The 26,003-nt window shown below is 66.3% G+C and carries 27 protein-coding genes and 1 tRNA gene; 18 read left to right on the top strand and 10 right to left on the bottom strand.

The window, feature by feature from the left end; translation table 11 throughout:
* Positions 1-34 precede the first annotated feature (34 nt).
* Entirely contained in the window at positions 35-637 is a 603-nt protein-coding gene (locus tag EL288_RS08615; protein WP_003812806.1) for a hypothetical protein, read from the bottom strand.
* 103 nt (positions 638-740) lie between these two features.
* Between EL288_RS08615 and EL288_RS08620 the strand changes: the two genes are divergently transcribed.
* Positions 741-1,022 (top strand): hypothetical protein, encoded by a 282-nt coding sequence (locus tag EL288_RS08620; RefSeq protein WP_003812804.1) that lies wholly within the window; start codon positions 741-743, stop codon positions 1,020-1,022.
* Between the two features lie 114 nt (positions 1,023-1,136).
* Here EL288_RS08620 and EL288_RS08625 read toward each other — a convergent pair whose 3' ends face one another.
* Positions 1,137-2,585, bottom strand: coding sequence for an aminotransferase-like domain-containing protein (locus EL288_RS08625; protein ID WP_010928628.1), 1,449 nt, complete (start codon positions 2,583-2,585; stop codon positions 1,137-1,139).
* A gap of 523 nt (positions 2,586-3,108) precedes the next feature.
* Here EL288_RS08625 and EL288_RS08630 point away from each other — a divergent pair.
* Together EL288_RS08630 and EL288_RS08635 are read left to right on the top strand one after the other, a co-directional pair.
* Positions 3,109-3,185, top strand: a tRNA-Met gene (locus EL288_RS08630).
* 149 nt (positions 3,186-3,334) lie between these two features.
* Complete coding sequence (locus EL288_RS08635) at positions 3,335-3,667, top strand: hypothetical protein (protein ID WP_003812801.1); 333 nt, start codon at positions 3,335-3,337, stop codon at positions 3,665-3,667.
* 141 nt (positions 3,668-3,808) lie between these two features.
* Here the strand turns inward: EL288_RS08635 and EL288_RS08640 are convergent, their stop codons facing one another.
* Positions 3,809-4,549, bottom strand: coding sequence for an endonuclease (locus EL288_RS08640; protein WP_003812800.1), 741 nt, complete (start codon positions 4,547-4,549; stop codon positions 3,809-3,811).
* 175 nt (positions 4,550-4,724) lie between these two features.
* On the opposite strand from EL288_RS08640, the gene EL288_RS08645 reads away from it, so the two are divergent.
* The 4 genes from EL288_RS08645 (at position 4,725) to EL288_RS08660 (ending at position 7,236) form a co-directional block, all read left to right on the top strand.
* Positions 4,725-4,856: an entericidin A/B family lipoprotein gene (locus EL288_RS08645; RefSeq protein WP_003812797.1), complete on the top strand. Its 132-nt coding sequence runs from the start codon at positions 4,725-4,727 to the stop codon at positions 4,854-4,856.
* A gap of 125 nt (positions 4,857-4,981) precedes the next feature.
* The gene (locus EL288_RS08650; protein WP_003812795.1) at positions 4,982-5,416 is read left to right on the top strand and encodes a BPTD_2524 family lipoprotein; all 435 of its coding nucleotides are present in this window, start codon (positions 4,982-4,984) and stop codon (positions 5,414-5,416) included.
* Position 5,417: 1 nt separating this feature from the next.
* A complete protein-coding gene (locus EL288_RS08655) occupies positions 5,418-5,834 on the top strand; it encodes a membrane protein (protein ID WP_003812792.1) in 417 nt (138 codons plus the stop codon).
* 106 nt (positions 5,835-5,940) lie between these two features.
* Positions 5,941-7,236 (top strand): aspartate carbamoyltransferase, encoded by a 1,296-nt coding sequence (locus tag EL288_RS08660; protein WP_010926366.1) that lies wholly within the window; start codon positions 5,941-5,943, stop codon positions 7,234-7,236.
* Positions 7,237-7,275: 39 nt separating this feature from the next.
* Here the strand turns inward: EL288_RS08660 and EL288_RS08665 are convergent, their stop codons facing one another.
* Entirely contained in the window at positions 7,276-8,175 is a 900-nt protein-coding gene (locus EL288_RS08665) for a recombination-associated protein RdgC (RefSeq protein WP_003812788.1), read from the bottom strand.
* A 153-nt stretch (positions 8,176-8,328) separates the two neighbouring features.
* On the opposite strand from EL288_RS08665, the gene EL288_RS08670 reads away from it, so the two are divergent.
* Positions 8,329-8,547, top strand: coding sequence for a hypothetical protein (locus tag EL288_RS08670; protein ID WP_003812786.1), 219 nt, complete (start codon positions 8,329-8,331; stop codon positions 8,545-8,547).
* A gap of 263 nt (positions 8,548-8,810) precedes the next feature.
* On the opposite strand, the gene EL288_RS08675 is transcribed toward EL288_RS08670, so the two are convergent.
* Positions 8,811-10,118, bottom strand: coding sequence for a CaiB/BaiF CoA transferase family protein (locus EL288_RS08675; RefSeq protein WP_003812784.1), 1,308 nt, complete (start codon positions 10,116-10,118; stop codon positions 8,811-8,813).
* Positions 10,119-10,135: 17 nt separating this feature from the next.
* Entirely contained in the window at positions 10,136-11,023 is an 888-nt protein-coding gene (locus EL288_RS08680) for a LysR substrate-binding domain-containing protein (protein WP_003820443.1), read from the bottom strand.
* 215 nt (positions 11,024-11,238) lie between these two features.
* On the opposite strand from EL288_RS08680, the gene EL288_RS08685 reads away from it, so the two are divergent.
* From EL288_RS08685 to EL288_RS08720, 8 genes are read left to right on the top strand one after another with little or no spacing between them, the layout of a single operon-like run.
* Complete coding sequence (locus tag EL288_RS08685; protein ID WP_015064066.1) at positions 11,239-12,402, top strand: thiolase C-terminal domain-containing protein; 1,164 nt, start codon at positions 11,239-11,241, stop codon at positions 12,400-12,402.
* Positions 12,403-12,409: 7 nt separating this feature from the next.
* Positions 12,410-12,802 carry a Zn-ribbon domain-containing OB-fold protein gene (locus tag EL288_RS08690; protein WP_003812777.1) on the top strand — a complete coding sequence of 131 codons (393 nt, stop codon included), beginning with the start codon at positions 12,410-12,412 and terminating at the stop codon, positions 12,800-12,802.
* Entirely contained in the window at positions 12,803-13,246 is a 444-nt protein-coding gene (locus tag EL288_RS08695) for a MaoC/PaaZ C-terminal domain-containing protein (protein ID WP_015064065.1), read from the top strand.
* Entirely contained in the window at positions 13,247-13,993 is a 747-nt protein-coding gene (locus EL288_RS08700; RefSeq protein WP_003812772.1) for an SDR family oxidoreductase, read from the top strand.
* Between the two features lie 37 nt (positions 13,994-14,030).
* A complete protein-coding gene (locus tag EL288_RS08705; protein WP_033451084.1) occupies positions 14,031-15,068 on the top strand; it encodes an ABC transporter substrate-binding protein in 1,038 nt (345 codons plus the stop codon).
* Positions 15,069-15,096: 28 nt separating this feature from the next.
* Positions 15,097-16,848 carry an ABC transporter permease gene (locus tag EL288_RS08710; RefSeq protein ID WP_033446514.1) on the top strand — a complete coding sequence of 584 codons (1,752 nt, stop codon included), beginning with the start codon at positions 15,097-15,099 and terminating at the stop codon, positions 16,846-16,848.
* A complete protein-coding gene (locus EL288_RS08715; protein WP_033458876.1) occupies positions 16,845-17,909 on the top strand; it encodes an ABC transporter ATP-binding protein in 1,065 nt (354 codons plus the stop codon). The genes EL288_RS08710 and EL288_RS08715 overlap by 4 nt, the downstream gene beginning before the upstream one ends.
* 27 nt (positions 17,910-17,936) lie before the next feature.
* A complete protein-coding gene (locus EL288_RS08720) occupies positions 17,937-18,713 on the top strand; it encodes an enoyl-CoA hydratase/isomerase family protein (protein WP_033458874.1) in 777 nt (258 codons plus the stop codon).
* 312 nt (positions 18,714-19,025) lie between these two features.
* Here the strand turns inward: EL288_RS08720 and EL288_RS08725 are convergent, their stop codons facing one another.
* The 3 genes from EL288_RS08725 to EL288_RS08735 all read right to left on the bottom strand — a co-directional run bounded on the left by EL288_RS08725 (position 19,026) and on the right by EL288_RS08735 (position 23,060).
* Entirely contained in the window at positions 19,026-20,702 is a 1,677-nt protein-coding gene (locus EL288_RS08725) for an MFS transporter (RefSeq protein ID WP_003812765.1), read from the bottom strand.
* Positions 20,703-20,896: 194 nt separating this feature from the next.
* Positions 20,897-22,255, bottom strand: a complete 1,359-nt coding sequence (locus tag EL288_RS08730) for a sensor histidine kinase (protein ID WP_003812764.1) — start codon at positions 22,253-22,255, stop codon at positions 20,897-20,899.
* A 115-nt stretch (positions 22,256-22,370) separates the two neighbouring features.
* Positions 22,371-23,060, bottom strand: a complete 690-nt coding sequence (locus EL288_RS08735; RefSeq protein ID WP_003812762.1) for a response regulator transcription factor — start codon at positions 23,058-23,060, stop codon at positions 22,371-22,373.
* Between the two features lie 239 nt (positions 23,061-23,299).
* Between EL288_RS08735 and recA the strand changes: the two genes are divergently transcribed.
* A complete protein-coding gene (gene recA / locus EL288_RS08740) occupies positions 23,300-24,361 on the top strand; it encodes a recombinase RecA (RefSeq protein ID WP_003812760.1) in 1,062 nt (353 codons plus the stop codon).
* A gap of 32 nt (positions 24,362-24,393) precedes the next feature.
* Positions 24,394-24,960: a recombination regulator RecX gene (recX, locus tag EL288_RS08745; protein ID WP_010930990.1), complete on the top strand. Its 567-nt coding sequence runs from the start codon at positions 24,394-24,396 to the stop codon at positions 24,958-24,960.
* A gap of 74 nt (positions 24,961-25,034) precedes the next feature.
* On the opposite strand, the gene EL288_RS08750 is transcribed toward recX, so the two are convergent.
* Positions 25,035-25,964 (bottom strand): LysR family transcriptional regulator, encoded by a 930-nt coding sequence (locus EL288_RS08750; RefSeq protein ID WP_003812755.1) that lies wholly within the window; start codon positions 25,962-25,964, stop codon positions 25,035-25,037.
* Between the last annotated feature and the right edge of the window lie 39 nt (positions 25,965-26,003).

Below are 26,003 nucleotides of genomic sequence, written 5' to 3' on the forward strand. Positions count from 1 at the left end.
CAGGGCGGCCGGCGGTGGCGTCAACCGCGCCGCCTCAATCGGGTTCGGTGGGCAGCCCGCCCTGGTAGATCCTGCCGCCGAACTCGAAGTGGCCGATCGCGCGCGCAGCGGCCTCGAAAAGACGGTCTTGCTGGCCGTCCACGGCGGGCGTGGCGTGCCGTGGCTCGAAGCGGCATATATCGTCGTCGCGCCCGAACCAGGCGCGGGCCACCAGGGTGTCGACGCCGGCCTCATGCGCGAAGTGGGCGAACTCGCGCAATTGCTCCATCTCGTGGAAGGCGCCGGACAGGCTGCTCAGGGTGATGCCGAATTTGACTTCGGTCACCGGCTCCGGCGCCACGGCGCCCGGTGCGGGCAATGGCTCGCCATCGTCGTAGTCGAACCGCGCGCCGATATTGCGCATGCGTTCCAGGACCAGCCGCCATTGGGCTTCCGGCAAGGCCAGCCGGGCGGCCATGTAAAGCAGGCGCTGGCGGCCCAGCGCATGCGGTTCGGCTCCGTCGACATAGCGCGGCCAGGGCGTCTGGTCGTCGAGGCCTGCCAGCTGGTTCATCTGTGCGGTACTGTAGTGCAGGGTTTCCTGCAGTCGACGCAGCGCGGCCGGACTGGGCGGCGCATAGTTGCGTATCGTCTTCATGGTTGGCCTCCGCTTCCACCCGGCCTGGCCGGCTTGCCTGGCCGTCGATCCATGCTAGCGCCGCCATCGCGGCCTGCATAGCGGTAACGGGCTGCGTGCTAGCATGCGGCCCAGAAAATTCTGCGACATAGAGGGTGATATGGATATTCAAGAACAGATTGCAGTGATTGTGCATACGGTGTCGCATCAAGGTGGGCGTATCGATGCGCTTCATTCGACGCTCGCGTCGGTGTTGCACCTGGTCAAGGGGTCGCCTGGATTGCGCGAGGCGATCGAGGCGCACCTGGAGCAAAGCTACGCCAACCTGCTGGCACGCTCGGAGAACCCGCAGTACGTGGCCGGCTTCGAGAGCGTGCGCGATACCGTGGTGGCCGCGCTCAAGTAGCAAGTTGCCCACATCTTCTGTGGACAAGCCTTGGGATAGCCTGCGCGTAGATCGAAAATTCCTCGCTGGAACAAGGACTTGTCCGGGGCGGGCAATCCGGGAGCGGGCGGCGGGCTACAGGCCGGCGGCGACGATATCCGCCAGGCGCTTCATGGCCGCGGCAATATCGGCGGTATAGGGGACGCCGCAGCTGATCCGCAGGAAATGATCGTAGCGGTTCGAGTTCGAGAACATCGGGCCCGGCGTGATGCGGATGCCGGCCCGCAGCGCCTGCTCGAACACGCGCATGGCGGGCATGCACGCGGGCAATTCCACCCAGAGCAGCATCCCGCCCGTGGGCACGCTCAGCCGCGTGCCGTCCGGAAAGTGGCGCGCGACGGCGGCCGCCATGGCTTCACGCTGCACGCGCAGCGTCTGGCGCAGGCGCGCCAGGTGGCGGTCGTAGGCCTTGGTGCCCATATAGTCGGCGGCCGCGGCCTGGGGCAGCGGCGGGTTGGGCCGGCTTTGGGCGAATTTCAGCATGCCGATGCGCCGGCTCCAGCGTCCGCCCAGCATCCATCCCAGCCGCATGCCGGGAGCCAGCGTCTTGTGCAGCGATGCGCAATAGATCACGTTGCCGCTGTCGTCCCATGATTTGAGCGCCAGCGGCGTGCCATGGTCGCCCAGCGCGCCATAGGTGTCGTCCTCGATGAGGGCGATACCGGTGCGTTCGCACAGCGTGACCAGCCGGGCTTTGTCGCTATCGTCCATGACGCAACTCAGCGGGTTCTGGAAGTTGGGCACGACGACGACGGCGCGAACGTTCGCGTGCGTCTGCAGCGCCAGCTCCAGCGCTTCGATCGAAATGCCGCGCTGCGGGCTGGTGGGTATTTCCAGCGCGCGCAGGCCCAGGCTTTCGAGGATTTGCAGCAGGCCGAAGTAGGTCGGCGATTCGACCGCGATCGTATCGCCTGGCCGCGCCACCGCGCGCAGGGCCAGGTTGAGGGCTTCGATGCAGCCGTGCGTGACCAGCACTTCGTCCGGGGCCGCACTGATGCCGCATTCCATCGCACGGCGCGCCAGCACGGCGCGGAACTCCGGATGGCCGTAGGGCGGCACGGGCGCTGTCAGCAGTTCCGGCGTGTGCCGCGCCGCGCGCGTGAGCGCCAGCTGCAGCGCCCGCATCGGATAGGCCTGCGGCGGGGCGGCGGCCAGCGCGAAGTCGGCGCTCAGCGGATGCTGCTGGCACGACGCAATGAAATCCGAGACCCGGTCGTGGATGCCGACGTATTGCGCGGGATCGAGCGCGCCCTTGATATCGGGCTCGGGCACCGGCGCAAGAGCCGGACGCCGCGGGCGCAGGACAAAATAGCCCGAGCGCGGGCGGGCCTCGATCAGGCCGTCGTCCTCGAGCTGGCGGCATGCCTGCAGGGCAGTGGACAGGCTGACGTGATGGGCGCGCACCAGATTGCGTACCGAAGGCATGCGTTGCGCCGGGGCCAGTACGCCCGTCTGGATGGCGCGGCGATAGTGGTCTGCTAGGCGCAGATACAGCGGCTGCGTGTTCATGGCGCGATGGTGCATCGGCAGGGCTGGCCGCAACAGGCACAGTTGCGGTGAAAAACAACCATAACAGAGTTCGATTTCCAGATCTGTATCGATACAGACAGCCTGTTGCTGTGCCTGTTGCGGCGCGGCGCGGACCGGTAGCCTGAAGACCTGTCTACCGATGTCATACGAGGCTGTCATGGATCGCTCGCTGTATTCCACGGAACCCGCGGACCGCGCTGTTGCGCATGCCACGCGGCTGCAACTGGCTGCCGGGGCGGGGCTGTGCCGCCATGCGCGAGGCGGCGCTCAATTGATCTGCCTGGAAGGGCGGGTGCGGGTGGTGGAGCATCGCGCGGGCCAGGACGGCGCGGGCGTGCCGGTCGACGTTCCGCTGGTGGCGGGGCAGGCGCACCGCGTGGAATTCGGTGGCGCCGTGACGGTGCGCGCACAGGCGGCGGCGCTGGTCGTGTGGGTAGAGCCGGCGTCGCGGTTGCGCGCGATGCTGGCTGTCGCGCTGCAAGGATTTTCAAAATGGGTTATGATTACGTTCATCAGACGCGGGGTGGAGCAGTCTGGCAGCTCGTCGGGCTCATAACCCGAAGGTCGTAGGTTCAAATCCTGCCCCCGCAACCAGATCAAAAAGGCTTGGCGATTCATCGCCAGGCCTTTTTTGTTTTCGCAGTCGCAGCTTTGCGCGCTTGGCGCGGCGGGGCTTCTTGCCAGCCCTGCTCATGCGCTACCATGGGCCACCCGAGCGACCTTGTCGCATCCAAGGAGGGGACATGGGAACTGCCAAGTACGATCATCCCGGTTATCTGGCCGACGCCGGCGCCGCCGGTACGTATCACGTCGGTGTCTGGTGCCCGCACGGTTATCCCGCCCACGTCCATATCGGCCGCGCCGGCAGCCAGGACGATGCGCGCCTGCGGCTGCGCATTCCCGACGGCGTATTCCAGTCCATGCCCGACGACATGGAAACATTGTGCCGGCGCGCTTTCGGGCAGGCGCTGGCCGAAGGCCTGCTGGCCGCGAGCGAAGGCGATTTCCAGGAGGTCCGGCTGCGCCTGGACGCCCAGCCCTGGAACGGCCCGTTGGCGGCGGCGCAACCCGCCTGAGCGCGGTTACCCACAGGCGATGTGGACAACCCTTGGGATAGGGTGCGCACATCTGCCTAATCCCGCGTCAAAACAAGGACTTGCGCAACGTGCTCAAGAAAGGGGCTGAGCAAGGCGGCCGGCAGGCGCCCGCCGGCATGCTCAGCCGCACTGGCGCTGGATCGCGGCGGGATCGGTCACGTAGTGATTGCCGTTGCCTTGCAGCGTCCGGATGCGCTGGTCGCGCGCACGTTCCCAGTCGTCCACCGGGTAGGCGCGCGCCCATACGCACAGCACGCGCCGGTCCTCGCGCGACAGCTTCAGCCTGTAGCGCTCGACCATGTAGAACTGGATGCGCGCGATACGGCCGCGCACGTACTTGCGCGGCTGTATGCGGCGGGTCTTGAAGTCCACGATGGTTTCGCACTGGCCGTACATGGGGGCGGGCCGATCGGCCCAGACGGCGTAGCGGAAGTTCTGCCGGTCGCCGTTGACCTCGCCGACCGACGGCACCAGGTTCACCAGGTCGCCTTCGGCGCGCGCGAACGAGGGGTCGGTCCGGCTGCAATGCTTGCGCCCGCCCGGCTTGCCGTTGACGCGCTGTTGCCAGCACTGGCGCTGATGGCCCAGCGTCCAGGCCGGCACCACATGCTCCCATTCCAGTTGCTGTGCGCGTCGCGGCTGTTTGCGCGGCTCGTAGCCACAGGCCTGCAGGTCGATGCGCTTGTCCTGGTAGGGGCAGCCGCAATAGAAGTCGCGCTCCAGGTTCTGGTAGACGCGTGGCAGCACTTTCTTGGCGTGTCGGAAATCGCGGTGTCCGACGGCGTTCGGACGGGTGACCAGCTCGGCCTGGGCGGCCGGCGGCAGGCTGAGCAGCGCAGCCAATACAACAGCATATTTCATGGCGCAGCATTGTAGGTGGATTGCATGCGCCATGCGTCAGAGGATGGCGCGCGCATGCAACTGATTGCGAGTGCTTGCTGCAGAAAGCACGCCGCTGCGTTATCCTGACCCGGTCCGGCGCGGACCCGCCGGCCTTTCCGTCGCTCGTTCGACGCTTCCCAGTCCAGGAGATGTCATGAAGAACAAAGCTCTCATTGCTGTGCTGCTTGCCATGGCCGCGCTGTCCGCAGGTTGCAATACGGTTGCCGGCGCGGGCAAGGATATCGAACGAGGTGGCGAAAAAATTCAGGGCGCGGCCCAGAAGTAGCGCGAGGCGGCGTAGCCAGCCGCACCGTGCGCAGCCGCCTGCCGCGATAGGGCGCCAAGGCGGCTTTTTCATTGGGCGTGTTGATGCATAATCCGTCCGTTGCATTACTTGGAGCAGGAGTCGATATGCGCAGGGTAGGGTTGACCGGGGCGCTGCTGGCCGCTGGCGTATTGAGCGGGTGCGCCAGCCAGGGCCTGCTGTCGGGCGATACGCCCGGACTGTCCGAAAGTTTCATCGTCACGGCGGATTTCCAGGCGGCATATCGCCGCGCCGGCGAATACGTGCGCGTCTGCCACGAGCAGCGGCCGCATCCGTACGGCGTGGTGTACCAGTCGTCGCGGCGCCTGGGCGACCGGGGCGCGCCCAACGAGGTGCATGTGTTCAAGCGGGAAGAGCCCACCAAGATCCTCGAAATCATCCAGTCGCAGACCGAGACGCCATCGACGGCCCGGGTCACGGTCAGGGTGCTGGGCGACGGCAAGTGGGATGCGGCGGAGATCGCCGCGGCCAAGGCCTCGATTCAGTCCGCCACGCCGGTGTGCAGGCAGGGCGGCGACTGATATGGGTGAGGGCGCGGACTACCGGCCGGGCGACAACGGGCAAGGCCTGCTGGCCGGCCCGCTGCGCCTGCTGGCTGGCCTCAATGGCCTGGCAGCGCTGATGCTGGTCGCGTTCTCGCTGGGTATCGTCGGCGGCGAAGTGGCGCCGCCCGCCTTGCAGGCGCCCCTGGCCCTGTTCCTGGCCGGGCTGGCCGCTGCGATGGGCGCGATGCTGTTCGGCACCGCCGCCCGCTATCTGCAGCACCGCCAGGCCGCCGCCGCCGGCGTGCGCGGCCGTGGCCACCTTCCCGCCGTGGTCCTGGCGGTTGCCCTGTACCTTGCCAGCGTGGCGGCGTTTGGCGCGGGCTGCTGGCTGGCGGTCGCTCCGGCCGATACCGACTACGACCAGCTGCCCACGGTATACGCAGCACGCGTCTGACCCGCGCCACAGTGCCGGTTATATACGCAAAAAATCATGGACGTCGTTTTTTGGGTCGAATAATATGCGCATTGCGTATATTTCGTATTCCTCCCTGGGGCCGCCCATGTCCATCTCCCAACAAGCCTTTCTGCGCGACGCGATGCGTCGTCTCAACCTGACGCGCGACGTGTTCGCCGGTCGCATCGGCGTGAAGCGCCGCGCGCTGGATACATGGCTGCTGCCCGAAGGGTCGCAGGAGTTTCGCGCGATGCCCGAAGTGGTGGAGCGCTTCGTCAGTGAAATCGTGCAGAACCGCGACTTGCTGGAGAAATATACGCAGAGCGGGCAGGTAGGCCCCTTGCGCGACCGCATCGCCGTCGAAGGGCGCCATCAGCTGCTGTCGGTCGATCAATTCACCCGCGAATCGGTGGAAGACCTGTTCCGCGTGGCGGATATGATGCAACCCATTGCGCGCCGCCAGAAGGTATCGCGGGTGCTGGAAGGCGCGGTGCTGGGCAACCTGTTCTTCGAGGCCAGCACGCGTACTCGCGTCAGCTTCGGCGCGGCGTTCTGCCGCCTGGGCGGTTCGGTCTGCGACACCACGGGCTTCACGTTCTCGTCCATGGCCAAGGGCGAATCCATCTACGATACCAGCCGCGTGATGAGCGGCTACGTCGACGCCATGGTCATCCGCCATCCCGAACAGGGGTCGGTGGCGGAGTTCGCCGAGGCGACCAATATTCCGGTGGTCAATGGCGGCGATGGCCCGGGCGAACATCCCAGCCAGGCCCTGCTGGACCTGTACACCATCCTTACCGAGTTCTCGCGCCTGGGCAAGCTGCTCGACGGCGCGCACATCGCCATGGTCGGCGACCTGAAGTACGGCCGCACGGTGCACTCGCTGATCAAGCTGCTGGCGCTGTACAAGGGCGTGAAGTTCACGCTGATTTCGCCGCAGGGCCTGGAGATGCCCGGCTACATCGTCGAGCAGGCCAGCCGCAACGGCAATGTGATCGAACAGAAAAGCACGCTGGCCGAGGGCCTGGCGGGCGCGGACGTCATTTACGCCACACGCGTGCAGAAAGAGCGCTTCGCCAACGAAGAGGCGGGCGAAGGCTATACGGCGGACTTCCAGGTCAGCCGCGCCATCATCGACGCCTACTGCGGTCCGGATACCATCGTCATGCACCCCTTGCCGCGCGACAGCCGGCCGGGGTCCAACGATCTGAGCACGGATCTGAACCACGACCCGCGCCTGGCGATTTTCCGCCAGACCGACAATGGCATTCCGATCCGGATGGCGATCTTCGCGGTGCTGCTGGGCGTGGAAGGGCTGGTGCAGCATTCGATGCGCGACGTGACGTGGCAGCATCCGTCGCACATCGGCCCCGACGACTCCGTCTTCCACGGCCTGGACTGAGCCGTATCGCGTGGCGCGCCAGCGCCACGCGAGCCCGCGTCAGACGCGCTTTTCCCCGCCCAGCGAGTCGACCAGTTCGGCCAGCAGCTTGGCCACTTCGCCGGTCATGAGCGTCATGTCCGAATCGAACTTTTCGTCGTCGTTCTGCGTGGCGGCGTCGGGGTTCTCCTTGAGCACATCCAGCGGCGCGACGCGCTTGACGTCCAGCGACTCGGTCAGCACGAACGACACCCGGTCGGCCCAGGTCATCGCCAGGCGCGTGCATTGCTTGCCGGACTGGATATGGCGCCGCACATCGTCGACGTCGATCGAGTGCTTGACGTAGCGGATCGCGGCGCGGCTTTCGCCGGAGGCGCGCAGCTCCGTATCCTGGTCGATCGAGAAGTTGGCGGGCGCTTCGTCGGCCGCCAGCCACCCCGTCATCGCCGCGGCGGGCGATTGCTCGACATAGAGATTGTCCAGCGGCAGCGGGTCGATCGTCTTGACCAGCAGGCCGATGACCTCGTCGGCCTTCGCGGACGCGGCCGCATCGATCACCAGCCAGTGGTTGACGGTATCGATCCAGACGCGCGTGTCGCGGTAGATGCTGAAGGCCTTGGGCAGCAGCTCGTCGGTGACGCGCTCCTTGATTTCCTTCATCTGCTTGCGGCCAGGCTTGTAGCCTTGCTGCTCTTCGATTTCCTGCGCGCGGGCCTTGGCGACCTGATTGACGACCGTGGTCGGCAGCAGCTTTTTCTCGGCGCGCAGCGTCAGCAGGATCTGGCCGTTGAGCGTATGCGCAAGCAGGCCGTTCTCGCGCGGGGATATCCACCCCAGGCTCTGCATTTCGAGGTTATTGCCGCCCTGGTAGGCAAAGCGGGCAAGGCATTCTTCCAGCTGGTCGCCATTCAAGGCCCAGGGCGCGGAAAGCCGGTAAATCTTGAGATTCTTGAACCACATGGCGTCGGGCAAAAGGGTTGATTCTATACGACCGGGGCCCACTCATGCACCCGCGCCGTTGCAGGCATTGACACGACACCTTCTGTCACTGACAGTGTGCAGGCGTTCGGGTATCGTCCGGCGCATCCACCACTTGCCGCAAGGGGAGAGAAGATGAAGCCAGCCACCATCGTAGGCGCCGTTCTGATCGTGTTGGGCGCTGCCGCCCTGGTCTACAAGGGGTTCTCGTACACGTCGGAGGAGACCGTGCTGCAAGTCGGGTCCGTCAAGGCCACCGCGCAGACGGAGAAAGACGTCGCCATACCGAGCTGGGCCGGGATCGCCGCGATCGTGGTCGGCGTGCTCATCATCGGGGTGGGCATGCGCCGCTGAGGCGGCGCCGCGAGGCAAAAAAAGGCCCGACACATCGTGCCGGGCCCGTACGGGGCACGCAATGCCGCGTCAATAAGGCTCGCGGGGAACACGGCATTGGTGTCAGAGTACTGGCCCTGCAATCCGCGGACAGGGGATCGTTTGTCCATGGATTGGCGCAAGGCCGTGATCTGAGCGATCAGTCTAATCCTGGAGGTCTGACAGCGTCCTGAATCGGACGGCGTCTCCAGGCCTTGGGTGTCGGGCCTGCAGCGCGGGCCGGCTTACAGTACGCCGGTGCGCTGCAGATCGGCGATCTGCGCTTCGCTGCGGCCCAGTTCGCGCAGGATCGACACGCTGTCGGCGCCCAGGGCGGGCGGGCTGGTCTCGCCGCCCACCGGCGCGCGGTTGTAGTGAAAGGGCGCGCCCACATACTTGACGCCCTCGTTATCGACCAGGATCCGGCGGTGCGCCACCTGCGGGTCCCGGGCCACTTCGGGAATGCTGTTGATCGGGCTGCATGGCACATCGGCCGCCTCCAGGCGCGCGATGAAGTCATCGCGGCGGCCGCTGGCGAACACGGCATTGAGCAGCGGCTCGAGCTGGCTGTGATTGAGCGCGCGCATCGGGCCGTCCTGGAACCGCGGGTCGTGCAGCAGGGGCTCCAGGTCCAGCGCCGCGCAGAAGCGCTGCCATTGCGGTTCGGTATCGACGCATACCGCGATCGGGAAGTCCTTGGTCTCGAAAGACTGGAACGGGGCAATCAGAGGGTGCCGGCTGCCCAGGCGCTCGGGAACGTCGCCCGCGTTCAGGTAGCGCGAAATCGCGTTTTCCATCAGCGCCATCTGGCAATCCATCATCGAGACGTCGATGAAGGCGCCTTCGCCGCTGCCGTGCCTGCCTTCGATCGCCGCCAGGATCGCCACCGTGGCGAACAGGCCGGAAGCGATGTCGCCGATCGAGACGCCCACGCGGGCCGGCGGGCCGCCTTCCTGGCCGGTGATGCTCATCATGCCGGATATGGCCTGGGCAATCACGTCGAAGGCGGGTTTGTGGCGATAAGGGCCGGTTTGGCCATAGCCGGAGATCGAGGCGTAGACCAGGCCCGGGTTCAGTGCCTTGGCATCGTCATACCCCAGGCCCAGCCGGTCCATGACGCCGGCCCGGTTGTTCTCGACCAGGATGTCGCTGCGAGCGATCAGGTCGCGCAGGATCTGCTTGCCTTCCTCGGTTTTCAGATTGACCGCGATGCTGCGCTTGTTGCGGTTGACGCTCATGAAATACAGGCTTTCACCGCCGTGAAAGGGCGCGATGGCGCGGGCGAAGTCACCTTCGCCCGGCCGCTCGACCTTGATGACCTCGGCGCCGAGCAGCCCCAGCAGCCACGTGCAGTAGGGGCCGGCGAGCATATGGGTGATGTCGAGGACTTTGAGGCCAGCCAGAGGCTTGGCCGGTGCAGATTGTGCAAGCATGGAGAGATGGGCGACAGGGCGCCATGAGGGCTGAGATGCAACGATGTTGCAGCCTGCTTCGCTCCAGCACAATCGCTTAGTTTGTCGCGCATCCGTGCATTTGATGCACTGCTTGTGCAATCAGGCCCGGCGCGGGCCTAGGAGAGGGCTTCGGTCAGCCATTGGCGGACGGTCGCAATGGCCGGGTCGTTCCATTTGTGCTCGGGGGCGACGAAGTAGTAGCCGCCCATCTGTACGGAGACGTTGGGCAGCACCTCCACGAGATCGCCACGCGCGATCCGGTCGTTGGCCAGGAGCTCGCTGACCAGCGCGATGCCCTGGCCCAGTTGCGCGGCCTCCATCGTCAAGTGCCCGTGCCACAAGCGCGGGCCGCGCAGGATGGGCAGCTGCGCCACGCCCACGGAGCCCAGCCATTGCTCCCACTGATCCGTGGACTGCTCGTGCAATAGCGGCAAGTGAACCAGGTGTTCGGGTTCGCCGATGTCGGGAAAGCGCTCCCGGAATGCCGGGCTGCACACGGCCAGGATGCGCGGGCGCGAGAACATCTCCGCGCGCAGGCCGTCGCCGATGAACGGCTGGGTCAGGTAGATGATTTCGGCGTCGGCCTCATCCTTGTTGAAGTCGGGCCGGGCAGTGGTGGGTTGGAGGATCAGCTCCTTGCCGTCGAGCCGGCTCTCCAGCTCGGGCAGGCGCATCAACAGCCGGCGAGAGGCGAGGCCAGCCATGCAGCAGACATGGATGGCGTCGCCCCGGCCATGGACGAGTTCACCGCAAGCGTCCGCGATGAGGTCCAGCGCGCGCCGCGTCTTGGCGGCGAAGCGCTGGCCTTCGCGCGTAAGGGCCAGGCCTCGGCCGTCCTTTTTCACCAATCGCGTGCCGACGGCATCTTCCAGGTTCTGGATATGGCGCGATACGACGGTATGGGAAATCGCCAGCAGGTCGGCCGCGGCGCGGATGCTGCCGCTGCGGCTGAACGCATCAAATGCACGGACGGCAATCAAGGGGGGAAGGCGGCGATAGATCACGATGATTGAAGGTTGCCTCGAAAACCAGATATAGCGCCATTTTTGGAGGAGTTGCCGCAATAGGTGTAATCCCGAGTCTGGGTGCGCACGGCGCAATAGGTGCGTAAAAGCTGCCGATAGACGTCTCGCAAACTGCTTGTTGGCCCTGGGGGATTCGGACATTCTCTGCCTCAGCAGCGCGGCCATGCCGCGCCTGGTCAGAACAAGGGGAAGTCATGAGTATTTCCAATCGCGCGGCCATCGTCGGCCTGTGCGAATCGCCGCGCCGCCATGCGCCCGAGGTGCATCCGTACCAGATCCAGATGGAGTGCGTGCAGGGCGCCCTGGTCGACGCCGGGCTGAGCCTGGCGGACGTGGATGGGCTGTGCGTGGCGGCCGGCGACTGGGCCGAGGGGGGCGGGGTCAACAGCGTGACGGAGTTTGCCGAATACGCCGGCCTGCGTCCCACCTGGTTCAACAGCACGGACGTGGGGGGCTGCTCCTACATCGTGCACGCGGGCCACGCCGCCGCGGCCATCGCGGCGGGCCTGGCCGAGGTCGTCGTGATCAGTTATGCGGCCACGCCGCGTTGGTGGCCGTTGAGCACGCCGTCCTTCGACCCCTTTGTCTTCCCCGCCGGCCCGGGGCAGTACGAGCTTCCCTATGGCCCGACCCTGATCTCGGCCTACGGGCTGTATGCGCAGCGCCACATGGCGCGATACGGCACGACGGCCGAGCAACTGGCCAGCGTGGCGGTGACCTTCCGGGCCCATGCGGCCGCCAATCCTCATGCCAGGCTGCGCACGCCGATCACGGTGGACGACGTGCTGGCTTCGCCCATGATCGCCTCGCCGCTGCACAAGCTGGATTGCTGCGTCGTGACCGACGGCGGCGGCGCCGTGGTGATGACCAGCGCCGAGCGCGCGCGGGATTTGCGCCACAAGCCGGTGCTGCTGTCCGGTTTCGGCGCGGCGACGGCGCGCACACAGCTCTCGCAGATCGCGCCGGACCTCTCGACACCGGCGACGCTGTCGGGGCCGCGGGCCTTCGCGATGGCGGACCTGTCGCCGGCCGACATCGATGTCGCGCAGCTCTATGACGCTTTCACTATTACGCCGCTGCTGGCGCTGGAAGACCTGGGGTTCTGCAAGCGCGGCGAAAGCGGCGCTTTCGCCGCCGACGGCCAACTGACGCTGGGTGGCGCGCTGCCCTGCAATACGGACGGTGGCGGCCTTTCCTCCAACCATCCTGGGAAGCGCGGCATTTTTGCCCTGATCGAGGGCGCGCGGCAATTGCGCGGCCAGGGGCCGGGTGTGCAGGTGCCCGATGCCGGGCGGGCCCTGGTCCACGGCCTGGGCGGCACTTTTTGCGCCGCGGCCACTGCCATTCTTACCGTGTGAGGACGCCATGTTCGACGTAACGATGCCCCCTGTGCAGGACGTCTGCAGCCAGCCTTTCTGGGAGGCGGCCCGCCAACAGCGCCTGCTGGTCCAGCAATGCCCGACGACCGGCCGCCATCAGTGGTATCCGCGCGCCCATTCGCTGGCCGACCCCGGCGCGGCGCCGCGCTGGGTGCAGGCCAGCGGGCGCGCTCGTTTGTTTTCCTACACCGTTATTCACAAGGGCGGTGTGCAGAAGGCGCCTTACACCTGCGTGCTGGTCGAGCTGGAGGAAGGGCCCTTGATGCTGACCCGCTGCCCGAGCGAGCGGCCGCTGCAGGTCGACATGCCGATGCGCGTGGCCTTCGAGAAGATCGGCGATACGCTGACCTTGCCCGTATTTGTTCCCATGGAGTCCTGAATGCCTGTCGAATTCGAGCGGATACAGTTGGGCGAGCGCCATGTCTCGTCGCGCATCACGATCACCGAAAGCCATATCGTCACGTTTGCCGGCCTGACCGGCGATTTCAACCCGCTGCACATGGACGAGGTGGCGGCACGCGAAAACGGCTACGGCCAGCGCATCGCGCATGGGATGCTGGGGCATGCCGTGAGCACCGGCCTGCGCTCGGGCATCGACGATTGGGACATCGTGGCCTTCCTGGAAACCCGGCGCCGTTTTGTCGCGCCCATCCTGGCCGGCGATTCGGTACGGTACGAGTCCGAGGTGCTGGAGCTGCGGCCCAGCCGGTCCAAGCCTTTCGGCGTGGTCAAGGTATCCATGCAGCTGCGCAATCAGGATGGCGTGACAGTGCAGGACGGCGAAGACGTGTTCGCGGTCGCCATGCGCGGTGGAGTAGCGTAAATGAAGAACGAACGATTGCAGGGGCGGGTGGCGCTGGTCACGGGCGGCGCGGGTGGCATAGGCCTGGCGGTGTGTCGACGCTTGCAGGCCGAAGGCGCGCGCATCGTGGTGGGCGACATTGGCGAGGAGCGCGTGCTTGCCGCGGCGGCGTCGCTGGGCGAGGGGGCGCTTGGCGTATTCCTGGACGTGGCGGACCGTCAGAGTTGGGCCGCCGCCAAGCGGGCGGTGGATGCGCAGGGCTGGCAGGTGGACATTGTGGTCAATGTGGCCGGCATCGTGCGCGATCGTTCGCTGGCCAAGATGTCGGACGCCGAATGGAGCGCCGTCATCGACGTGAATCTGCGCGGTACCTGGCTGGGCTGCCAGAGCGCCTTTGCGTGGATCGGCGAACGCGGCTGGGGGCGCATCATCAATGTGGCGTCCACCGCCATTTTCGGCGCCTATGGCCAGGCCAATTATTCCGCCGCCAAGGCCGGCATCGTGGGGTTGACGCGAACCGCGGCGCTGGAAGGGGCCAAGCGCGGCATCCTGGTCAACGCCGTGGCGCCAGGTATCGTCGAAACCGCGATCCTGGCCGATGTCCCCGACCAGGTCCGCGAAGGCTGGCTGGCCCGGATGCCGCTCAAGCGTACGGCGCGGCCTGAAGAAATCGCCGCTGTCATTGCCTTTCTCGCCTCTGACGATGCGAGCTATATGACCGGGCAGACCCTCGTCGTCGACGGCGGGGCAACCACGGGCGACTACTGAGCGCCACATTACATCGCATAGGAAAAGGGGAACCATCATGAATCAGTATTCTCGTCGGGACATGTTGCGTCTGGGCGTGTCCGCCTCGGCAGCGTTGGCAGGCAGCGTCTTCCTGCCGGTGCGCGCGCAGGACAATCCGCTCTACGAGGCGGCGCGCAAGGAAGGGGCCCTCAACCTGTATTGGGGGTCCTACGAACAGAAGTCCATCGAGGACATTCGTGACGCTTTCGTCAAGCAATACCCCGGCATCCAGGTCAATCTGCTGCGCCAGGGTTCGCAAACGGTCTATACCCGGCTGCGCCTGGAGCTGCAGAACAACGCCGCCAACTGCGATTCGCTGGGCACCACCAATCTGCTGCACTACACCGAACTGAAGAAGATCAATGCCTTGATGGCGTACCGCCCGACGGGGGCCGAGCATTTGCCGGAGGCCTTTCGCGGCCTGGACCCGGACAACACTTTCCATGTCGGCGCAATCAGCATTACGTCGATCAACTTCCAGTCGCAGAAGGTGCCCAATCCGCCCGAGAGCTGGCAGGCGTTGCTGGATCCCGCCTGGGCCGGCAAGATCACGGTCGGGAGCCCGGCGTCGTCGGGCGACGTCGCGCATTGGGCGCTGGCCATGCGCCTGAAGTACGGCGATGACTTCTTCAAGAAATTCGCCGCCCAGAAGCCGAAGGTCGGCCAGTCCAACGTCGATACCGTTACCGATATCCTGGCAGGCGAGCGCGTGGTGGGTGCCGCCGCGCCTTTCAGCTATTCGCTGACGCAGAAGGCGGCCGGCCAGCCGGTGGACGTCAAGGTGCCCACCGATGATGCCATCCTCAACCTCGGGTTGACCGCGATTCCCGCCAAGGCCCCGCACCCCAACGCGGCCAAGCTGTTCACGGATTTCCTGTATTCGACCGAGGTGTCGCAGATCCTGGCGCGCAACTACTGGCCCACGCTGCGCACGGACGTGCCCTGGGCCGAAGGCCGCAGCCTCGAGTCCTTGAAGTGGTTCCGCAATCCGACCGATGACCTGACCAAGCAGATCAATGACACGATTGCCCTGTGGCGCTCGACGGTCGGTTGAGTCCGCAGGGGAAGAAACAGGGGATTCCATGTCTGTCGCAATGACTGAAAAACCCGCCGTAGCGCGGGAGCCGCGTGCCGGGCGTCATGCGCTGCCAGCCATCGCCGTCACCGTGCTGGTGGCGGCAGCGCTGGCATTGCTGGTCCTGCAGCCCGTCGGCATCATCGCGCTCAACAGCTGGCGCGACGACCTGACCGGGCAATGGTCGCTGGTGAATTACCTGCGCATATTCACCACGCCCAACCTGATCGAGCCCATGCTCAATTCGCTGGTGCTGGCCGGCAGCACGGCGGTGATCGCCACTGCCCTTGGCGTGCCCATGGCGTGGTTGGTGTCGCGCACGGATATGCCCGGGCGCGGCCTGGTCCGGGTACTGGTGCTGGCGGCGTTCATCACGCCGTCTTTCATCGGCGCGCTGGGGTGGATACTGTTGGCGGCGCCCAACTCGGGTTGGCTCAACGTCTGGCTCAGGCAATGGCTGGGCGGGGATTCCCCCTTGAATATCTACTCGATGTGGGGGGCGGTCTTCGTGTGCGCCGTCTATACCGTGCCGTTCACGTTCACCATTGTCGCCACCGCGCTCGATGAGATGGCCGTGGAGCTGGAGGATGCCTCGGCCATGCTGGGAGGAGGCATCCTGCGGACCATGCGCAGCGTCACCTTGCCGTTGGTCATGCCTGCCATCGTGGCCGGTTTCATCCTGTCGTTCATCCAGGGCATGACGCTCTTCGGCGTTCCCGCGTTCCTGCTGACGCCGGCGCGTGTCCCGGTGGTCACGACCAAGCTGGCCGAGTTCTATCAGATGTTCCCGCCGGAGCTCAATCTGGCGGCGGCCTACTGCATGCCGTTGCTGCTGATGACCGGCGGCCTGTTCTTCCTGCGCAGGCGCATTCTCGGCCGCCGGCAGTACGTCATGATAGGCGGCAAGGCGCGCGGATCGCGGCTGGTCGGGCTGGGCCGCTGGCGCTGGCCGGCCCTGCTGGGCGCGCTGCTGGTGCCCGCGGTGACCGTGTTCCTGCCGTATGCCTCGCTGACGCTGGTGTCGCTCAGCAAGGCCTGGGGCCAGGGGCCCTCGTGGGACAACCTGACGCTGCATTGGTATCGCTGGGCCGTGCTGGACAACCCGCAAACCCAGTCGGCCATCGTCAATTCCCTGCTCTATGCCACGATGGCGGCGACGGTTTGCCTCCTGCTGGGCGTGGTGGTGGCCTATATGGTCGAGCGCAAGTTGTTCCGTGGCGCCTGGGCCCTGGGCGCGACGGCGTCCGTGCCCATCATCATCCCGGGCATCGTGCTGTCGGTGGGGTTCTTCTCGGCCTTCACCCAGCCGTTCTATGGCCTCTATGGAACGGGCGCGTTGCTGGTGCTGGCCTTCGTGGCGACGTTCCTGCCGATCGCCTATTCGCACGGCGGCGCCATCATCAAGACCATCAGCCCCGATCTGGAGCGGGCGTCGCGCATCCTGGGCGCGGGGCAGGTCGGCACGTTCGGCCGCATCACGCTGCCGCTCATGAAGCCCGGCCTGGTGTCGGGGTGGATGCTGGTGTTCATCCCGGTGATGCGCGAGCTGTCGGTGGCGGTATTCCTGATCACCCCGCAGACCAATGTCATGACGACGCTTATCTACAACTACAAGGACGGCGGCAACTACGAAGCCGTCTGCGCTACCAGCAACGTGCTGTTGCTGGGCACCATCCTGATTGTCATGCTGGGCCGCCTGCTGACGGGCCTTGCCCGTCGCCGCGGCGCGGCGCCCGTTACCGCCGGAGTTACGTCGTGAAGGCAATTCGCATCCAAGGTCTTACCAAGCACTATGGCGCACACCAGGTTCTGCGCGGCATCGATCTGGAGCTGGCCCAAGGCGAGCTGCTGGCCTTGCTCGGCCCCTCGGGCTGCGGCAAGTCGACCACCCTGCAAATGCTTGCAGGCTTCGACCAGCCGACCGACGGCCAGATATGGATCGGCGATCGCCAGGTTTCGGGCGCGGGCGTCATGGTGCCGCCCGAGCGGCGCAATATCTCGCTGGTGTTCCAGAACTACGCCGTATGGCCGCACATGACGGTCTTCGAGAACGTTGCCTATGGCCTGCAGGTACGCAAGGTGGCCCGCACGGAGCTCGCACAGCGGGTCAAGCGCGCGCTCGACACGGTCCGCCTCACGGCGCTCGCGCAACGCTATCCGTCGGAGCTCTCCGGCGGACAGCAGCAGCGGGTTGCGCTGGCGCGGGCGCTGGTGGTCGAGCCCGACATCCTCCTGCTGGACGAACCCTTGTCCAATCTCGATGCGCATCTGCGCGAGGAGATGCGCTACGAGATCCGCCAGGTGCACGATCTTCTGGGCCTGACCACGGTCTATGTCACGCACGACCAGGGCGAAGCGCTGGTCACCGCCGACAAGATCGCCGTCATGCAGTCCGGGCAGGTGCAGCAGTTCGACAGCCCCGTCAATGTGTTCTCGCGGCCGGCCAACGCGTTTGTCGCCTCGTTCATCGGCACCAACAACGAGCTGCATGGCCAGCTTGCCGAATCGGGGGCCTTGCGGGTCGGGGACAGGGTTCTGCATGGCGACGACCGCAGCCAGGCCGGTGCCGGCGGCGCGGCCTGCCTGTGCATTCGGCCTTCGGCCGTCAAGCTGGGCGCCGCGCCCGGCGCCAATACGCTGAGCGGCACCGTGACACGGGTCGCGTACCTGGGCGAGTACCGTGACGTCCAGGTCGAGCTGGCGGCGGGGCAATTCGTGCGCGCCTACGTCGACCCGTCCTCGACGCTGGAGCCGGGCCAGCGTGTCGAGGTTCATCTGCCCATCGAGCATTGCCAGATCCTGAGCGTCACCACTTCCTAGGAGTCAGTCTTGAGCAGTCATACGTCCATGGTCCACAGCGAAATCCGGGAGGGCGCGCTGTGGATATTGTTTGACAGGCCGGCGGCACGAAACGCCATGACGGCCGAGATGGAACACGCCATCCTGGCCCTGTGCGAGTCGGTCGCCCATCGCCCGGAAATCAAGGCGGTCGTGTTCAGCGGCGCGCCTGCCAGCAAGCCTGCCTTCATGGCCGGCGCCGACTTCGGCGCGCTGGAAACGGCCACGACGGCCGAAGAGTTCGTTGCGCTGGAGCGCAGCAGCGAGGCCTTGCTCGAGGCCATCGAAGGCATGCGAGTGCCGACCATCGCCGCCATGGCGGGCGCATGCGTCGGAGGCGGGGCCTTGCTGGCGCTGTGCTGCGATATCCGTATCGCCACGCCGTCGCTGAAGTTCGGCTTCCCGATTGCCCGCACGGTGGGCAACTGCCTGAGCGTGAAGAACTACGCCCGCCTGGCGGAGAATCTGGGGGCGCAACGAGTACGGGACATGGTGTTTTCCGCGTCCTTGCTTTCGGCCGATGCCTTGCTGCACGCGGGCGCCATCAGGGAGATCGTTCCGGAGGACGCGCTGCATGGCCGGGCCCAGGCCATCGCCGCCCAGGTCATGGCGCTGGCCCCGCTGACACTCTGGGCCACCAGGACGTCGCTGCTGCGCCTGCGCGACAAGGCCGTGGATGGCATTGTGGACGACGACATCCTGTCCGCCTGCTATATGTCCGCCGATTTCCAGGAGGGCGTGCGTGCCTTCATGGAAAAGCGCGCGCCGGCCTGGATCGGCGCGTAAGCGCAGGCATCGCGGCAACCCCGCATGCTGCGCCGGCCGCAGGTGCCTGTCCCCGCCGGGACAGGCACACCGCTGTACGCCATGAACGGTTGACTGCCAAGACGGTATCTGTCCCCGTGGGGGACGGCACCTGCGGACGATGATGCGGAGAGCACAAAAAAAGGCCCCCACGCTGCGCCCGCTGTGCGGGCTTGCTGCCCCCCGAGGGGGCTTTTTTGCCTTGGGGCGGCCCGGCGGCAAAAAAAAAAGCTCCCTGTGGGAGCTTGAAAAAGCCGGATTGGCGCAGCGGTCCAACCCGGCGGGGGATGGTTGTCAGGCGTTGATGTCGTTGTCCTTGGTTTCGCGTACGAACAGCGTACCGATGACCAGGGTCATGACAGCGATGATGATCGGGTACCACAGGCCGTCGTAGATGTTGCCTGTCGCCGCCACCACCGCGAAGGCCACCGGAGGCAGGAAGCCGCCGAACCAGCCGTTGCCGATGTGATAGGGCAGGCTCATCGAGGTGTAGCGGATCCGGGTGGGGAACATCTCCACCAGCATGGCCGCGATCGGGCCGTACACCATGGTGACGTAGATCACCAGCAGCGTCAGCAGCACGACCACCATGAAGTAGTTGGTTTGGGCCGGATCGGCCTTGGCCGGATAGCCATGGCTGCGGATCGCCGCGGTCAGCGCCTTGTCCAGCTCGGTGGCCTTGGCCTTGAACTCGGCAGGCGCCAGGCCCTTGCCGTCGAACGATGCGAACTCGTCGTTGCCGATCATGACCTTGGCGACCGAGCCGGCCGCGGCGGACTGGTTCTCGTAGTTCACCGAGTTGCGCGCCATGAACGACTTGACCACGTCGCAGGAGCTGGTGAACGAGGCCGTGCCCACCGGGTTGAACTGGAACGAGCAGGTGGCGGGGTCGGCGATCACGGTGACCGGCGCGGTGGCCTGGGCCTTTTCCAGCGCCGGGTTGGCGTAGTGCGTCAGGCCCTTGAAGATGGGGAAGTAGGTCAGCGCGGCGATCAGGCAGCCCGCCATGATGATGGGCTTGCGGCCGATCCTGTCGGACAGCGCGCCGAACAGCACGAAGAACGGCGTGCCCACCAGCAAGGCAATCGCGATCATGATGTTGGCGGTGTTGGAATCGATCTTCAGCGACTGCGTCAGGAAGAAGAGCGCGTAGAACTGGCCGGTGTACCACACCACGGCCTGGCCGGCGGTCAGGCCCAGCAGCGCCAGGATCACCACCTTCAGGTTGCGCCATTGGCCGAACGATTCCGCGATGGGGGCCTTCGAGCCCTTGCCTTCTTCCTTCATGCGCTTGAAGGTCGGCGACTCATTGAGCTGCAGACGGATCCACACCGAGATGCCGAGCAGCACCACCGAGATCAGGAACGGAATGCGCCAGCCCCAGTCCTTGAAGGCTTCTTCGCCCATGAAGGTGCGCACGCCCAGGATCACCAGCAGCGACAGGAACAGGCCCAGCGTCGCGGTGGTCTGGATCCAGCTGGTGTAGAAGCCGCGGCGGCCATGCGGGGCGTGCTCGGCCACGTAGGTGGCGGCGCCGCCGTATTCACCGCCGAGCGCCAGCCCCTGCAGCAGGCGCAGGATGATGAGGATGGCGGGCGCGGCGATGCCGATGCTGGCGTAGCTGGGCAGCACGCCGACCAGGAAGGTCGACAGGCCCATGATGACGATGGTGATCAGGAAGGTGTACTTGCGGCCCACCAGGTCGCCCAGGCGGCCGAACACCAGGGCGCCGAACGGGCGCACCGCGAAGCCCGCCGCGAAGGCCAGCAGCGCGAAGATGAAGGCCGCGGTGGGATTGACCCCGGAGAAGAAGTGCTGCGCGATGATGGCTGCGAGCGAACCGTAGAGGTAGAAGTCGTACCACTCGAAAACCGTGCCGAGCGACGACGCGAAGATCACGCGCCGCTCCTCGCGGGTCATGGGGCGCCGTTGCGCCGACGGGCTTTGGCCCGATAGGGTTGCTGTGCTCATGTTGTCTCCTCGTGTTAGGCCAGTGGTGTGCCACCGTGCTCTGCACCCTCCGCCGGCCGCGCCGACATCGAGCTACCGAACAAGGTAGGGCTCCAGGCTGACGAGGTTCTGACGTAACCCTTACCTGAATCTTAAATTTGAAACAATGAGTAACCGTCGCGCGAACCAGTCCGGATCGACGCGCCGGCTGGCGGCTACAGCGTGCCGGGCAGGGGGAAGCGCACCTGGATGCGGGTGCCGGGCAGGTCCGAGTAGGGAGTGGGGTGTTCGTCGATCACGACTTCCGCCTGGTGCTTCTGGGCGATCTCCCGCACGATGGCCAGCCCCAGGCCGCTGCCGTCGGACGCCGTGCCCAGGACGCGGTAGAAGCGGTCGAAGACCCGCTCGCGTTCTTCCGGGGCGATACCCGGCCCGGAGTCCTCGACGTCGAGGACGGCGTGATCGCCCTGTGCGCTCACCCGTACCGTGATGTGGCCGCCGCGCGGGGTATAGCGCAGGGCATTGTCGATCAGGTTGTTCAGCAGCTCGGCCAGCAGGATGGCGTTGCCGCTGATGCCGACCGGTCGGTCGGCGCCCTCGAAGCCGAGGTCGGTCGACAGGGCGAGCGCCTGCGGCACCCATTGCATCGTCTGTTCGTAGGCGATGGCGTTGAGGTCGGTCAGCGCCTGGCCGGGCGAGTCCGGGTTTTCCGCCCGCGCCAGCAGCAGCAACTGGTTGACCAGCCGGGTGGCCCGTTCGGAGCCGGTGACCAGCTGGCGCAGGCTGGACTGCATTTCCTCGGGGCTGGCGTCGCGCAGCGCCAGCTCGGCCTGGGTGCGCAGGCCGGCCAGGGGCGTCTTGAGCTGGTGCGCGGCATCGGCCACGAAGCGGCGCTGCGTTTCGATGTTGGCCGACAGGCGGTCGAGCAGGTCGTTCATGGCGCCGACCAGCGGCGCGATCTCGGAGGGGGCGGCCTGTTCGTCGATGGGCGAGAGGTCGTCGGGGCGGCGCGCGCGCAGGCGCTGCTGCAGCGCGTTGAGCGGCGCCACGCCGCGCGACAGGCCGAACCACACCAGCAGCACCGCGATCGGCAGCACCACGAACTGCGGGATGATGACTCCCTTGATGATGTCGTTGGCCAGCTGGGCGCGCTTTTCCACGGTTTCGGCCACCATCACCAGGGCCGGCTGGGTATCCGGCAGGCCGAGGTCGATCCAGGTGTAGGCCAGCCGCACGCCGAAGCCGCGCAAGGTGTCGTCGGCGTACAGGATCTCGCCCGGCCGGGGCTGGCCGACGTTGGGCGGCAGCGGCAGGGCGCGATCGCCGCCCAGGTATTCGCCGCGGCTGCCCAGGGCCAGCCAGAACACGCTTTCCGTCTCGTCCACGCGCAGCACGTCGCGGGCCGCGTCGGTCATGCGCAGCGCGGCGCGTCCGTCCACGGCGTGCACCTGGTGGCTGAGCACGTTCAGGTTGTTGGCCAGCGCGCGGTCGTACGGCACGTTGGCGATGTTCTGCGCCACCACGTAAGTGATGGCCACGCTCATGGGCCACAGGAGAAACAGCGGCGCCAGCATCCAGTCGAGGATCTCGCCCAGCAGCGAGCGCTGCGGCGGCGCGAAACTCGGCCCGCGCGGCCCGCCGCGCAGCGCATCCAGGGCTTCTTGGTTCAGCGGTTCGCGCGAAGCCGTTTCAGCTGGCGAGATACGAGGCACCCTGGTCCCGCTCGAGGCAATAGCCCAGACCGCGCACGGTGATGATTTTCACGCCGCTGGGCTCGAGTTTCTTGCGCAGGCGGTGCACATAGACTTCGATGGCGTTGGTGCTGACTTCCTCGCCCCATTCGCAAAGGTGGTCGACCAGTTGCGTCTTGCTGACCATGCGGCCGCTGCGCGCCAGCAGGATCTCCAGCAGGCTGACCTCGCGCGCGGACAGGTCCAGGGTCTGGTCGTCGACCGTGGCGATGCGGCCCGTCTGGTCGAACACCAGGCGGCCGTGCCGCACGATCGTCGCGCCGCCGCCGGCGCCGCGCCGCGTCAGGGCGCGCACGCGGGCCTCGAGCTCGGACAGCGCGAAAGGCTTGGCCATGTAGTCGTCGGCGCCGAGATCCAGGCCCTTGACGCGCTGTTCGATGCTGTCGGCGGCGGTGAGGATCAGCACCGGCAGCACGGAGTTGCGGGCGCGCAGCCTGCGCAGCACCTCCAGCCCGGGCAGGTGGGGCAGGCCGAGATCGAGGATCAGCAGGTCGAAGGGCTGGACGGCCAGCGCCGAATCGGCGGCCAGTCCGTCGCGCACGGCGTCGACCGCATAGCCGTTGTGCCGCAGCGAGCGGGACAGGCCGTCGGCCAGGATGCTGTCGTCTTCAGCTATCAGGATACGCATGCGTGCAACATCGGCGGAACCGCCAGCGGGCGCTGGCTACGCCGGCCATTCTGGCACAGGGGATGGAGCTTGCCCACTCAGGGTATACGTGGAAATATATGGCACACTGGATTTTTATCCAGTACAATCCAATGCCATAATCGCCAAGGTTCGAGTTTTCTCCAGGCTCTTTTTCTCCGGCTAGACAACGGCTGCCTGCTTCGCACCCCTGCAGGCGCCGCTTCAATACAGGACTTTACATGGACGACAAAACCAGCAAGGCCGCCGCGGCCGAGAAAGCCAAGGCGCTGGCCGCCGCGCTGTCGCAGATCGAAAAGCAGTTCGGCAAGGGCTCGATCATGCGCTATGGCGACAACGAGGTCGAACACGACATCCAGGTCGTGTCCACCGGTTCGCTGGGGCTGGACATCGCGCTGGGCGTCGGCGGCCTGCCGCGCGGCCGCGTGATCGAGGTCTACGGCCCCGAGTCGTCCGGCAAGACCACGCTCACGCTGCAGGTCATCGCCGAAATGCAGAAGCTGGGCGGCACCTGCGCCTTCGTCGACGCCGAACACGCGCTGGACGTGCAATACGCCTCCAAGCTGGGGGTCAACCTGACCGACCTGCTGATCTCCCAGCCGGACACGGGCGAGCAGGCCCTCGAGATCACCGACGCGCTGGTGCGCTCGGGCTCGGTCGACCTGATCGTCATCGACTCGGTCGCGGCGCTGGTGCCCAAGGCCGAAATCGAAGGCGAGATGGGCGACTCCCTGCCGGGCCTGCAGGCCCGCCTGATGAGCCAGGCGCTGCGCAAGCTGACGGCCACCATCAAGCGCACCAACTGCATGGTCATCTTCATCAACCAGATCCGCATGAAGATCGGCGTGATGTTCGGCAACCCCGAAACCACCACCGGCGGCAACGCGCTCAAGTTCTATTCCTCGGTGCGCCTGGACATCCGCCGCATCGGCGCCATCAAGAAGGGCGACGAGGTGGTCGGCAACGAAACCCGCGTCAAGGTGGTCAAGAACAAGGTGGCGCCGCCGTTCAAGCAGGCCGAGTTCGACATCATGTATGGCAGCGGCATCTCGCGCGAAGGCGAAATCATCGACCTGGGCGTGCAAGCCAATGTGGTCGACAAGTCCGGCGCCTGGTACAGCTACAGCGGCAACCGCATCGGCCAGGGCAAGGACAATGTGCGCGAGTACCTGAAAGAGCACAAGGAAATGGCCATCGAGATCGAAAACAAGGTGCGCGAGAACCAGGGCATAGTCAGCCGCGCCGCCACCTTTCCGGCCAGCGAAGCCGAAGACGGCGAATAAGCCGTCAGGCCTGCATCCACACCCACTCCGGCATGGCGACTTTCAACCGCCGTCCGCCATCCGCCGCCCGAGCCGGGCGGCGGACCGCAAATCCCGACGATGAGTTCGAGACACTGGCCCAATCCCGGGACGACGCGGCGGCACCGTCGCGCCCGGGCCGGACTCTGAAGGCGCGCGCGGTCGGCTATTTGTCGCGGCGTGAATACTCGCGCCTTGAACTGGCGCGCAAGCTGCAGCCTTACGCCGAAGAGGGCGATGACATCGAGGCGGTGCTCGATGATCTGCAGCGCGAAGGGTGGTTGTCGAATGCGCGTTTTGCCCAAAGCCTGGCGCATCGGCGCGCGCCACGCCAGGGCGCTTCGCGCATCGTCCAGGAGTTGAAGCAACAGGGCGTGGCCGACGACCAGGTGGCCGAGTTGCGCGAACAACTGCGCGCCACCGAATACGCACGCGCGCTGGCCGTCTGGCAGAAGCGCTTTGGCGAAAAGCCCGCCGACCGCGCCGCGTACGCGCGGCAGGCCCGCTTCCTGGCGGGCCGTGGCTTCGCCCATGATGTTATCCGCCGCATTCTGGGCGGTGGCGACGACGAACTCGACTGAACGATGCCGCTTCGTGCGGGCGGCGGCGCGCGATGCGTGCCCGCCTGCCTGGGGCTTGCTTGCGGCCCGTTCGATCAGGCCGGCAGGCCCTTGGCCGCCTTGATGCCGCTAAGCGTCTTGAAGCAGACGTCACGGGCAATCGTCAAAAACTCGTCGATATAGGAACTGTCGCTGTCTTCCGTGCGCACCGCGGCGTAGAGCGTGGGCCAGACGCCTTGCGGCCCGAGGTGGCAAACACGCAGCCAGCCCTGGCCCAGATACTCGGTCAACGCCCAGTTGGGCAGGGCGGCGACGCCCCGATTGCTGGCAACCAGTTGCGCAATGATGGGCGTGAGTTCGGCGCGCCGGATCGCGGCGGGTTCGATATCGGCCGGATCGAGAAAGCCCGTGAAAATATCCAGGCGCTGGCGGTCCACCGGATAAGTGATCAGCGTCTGGTCGGCCAGTTGTTCCGGCATCACGTGGCGGTTGGCGGCCAGCGGATTGGATTCGGCGACCGCCAATACCAGCTCGTACTTGAACAGCGGCAGATAGGTGACGGCTTCCAGCGCTTGCGGATCGGACGTGATGACGAGGTCCAGGTCGCCGCGCACCAGCGCGGGCAGGGGCGCGAACGAGAAGGCGGCCGACAGGTCCAGCGCCACATCCGGCCATTGCCCGCGAAAGGCGTCCAGTGCGGGCATCAACCACTGAAAGCACGAGTGGCATTCGATAGCCAGGTGCAGCCGTCCGGTTCGCCCGGCAGCCAGGCGTTGCAGCTCGCGTTCGGTGGCGCGCAGCCGGGGCAGCACGTCGTCGGCCAGCGCGAGCACGCGCAGTCCCGCCGTGGTCAGGCGGGCCGGCCGCGTGCGGCGGTTGAGCAGCGGCGTGCCCAGGCGGGTTTCCAGGTCGCGCAGCTGATGCGAGAGCGCGGACTGGGTCAGGTGCAGGCGCTCGGCGGCTTCCTGCAGGCTGCCGCCATCGCGGATGGCGGCCAGGGTTTCGAGATGGCGGATTTCGAGCATGGCGGCAATAGAGGTCGCGGCGAGCGGGCATGAATCGTC

The sequence above is a fragment of the Bordetella bronchiseptica genome, from assembly GCF_900636925.1.
Classification (GTDB): domain Bacteria; phylum Pseudomonadota; class Gammaproteobacteria; order Burkholderiales; family Burkholderiaceae_B; genus Bordetella; species Bordetella pertussis.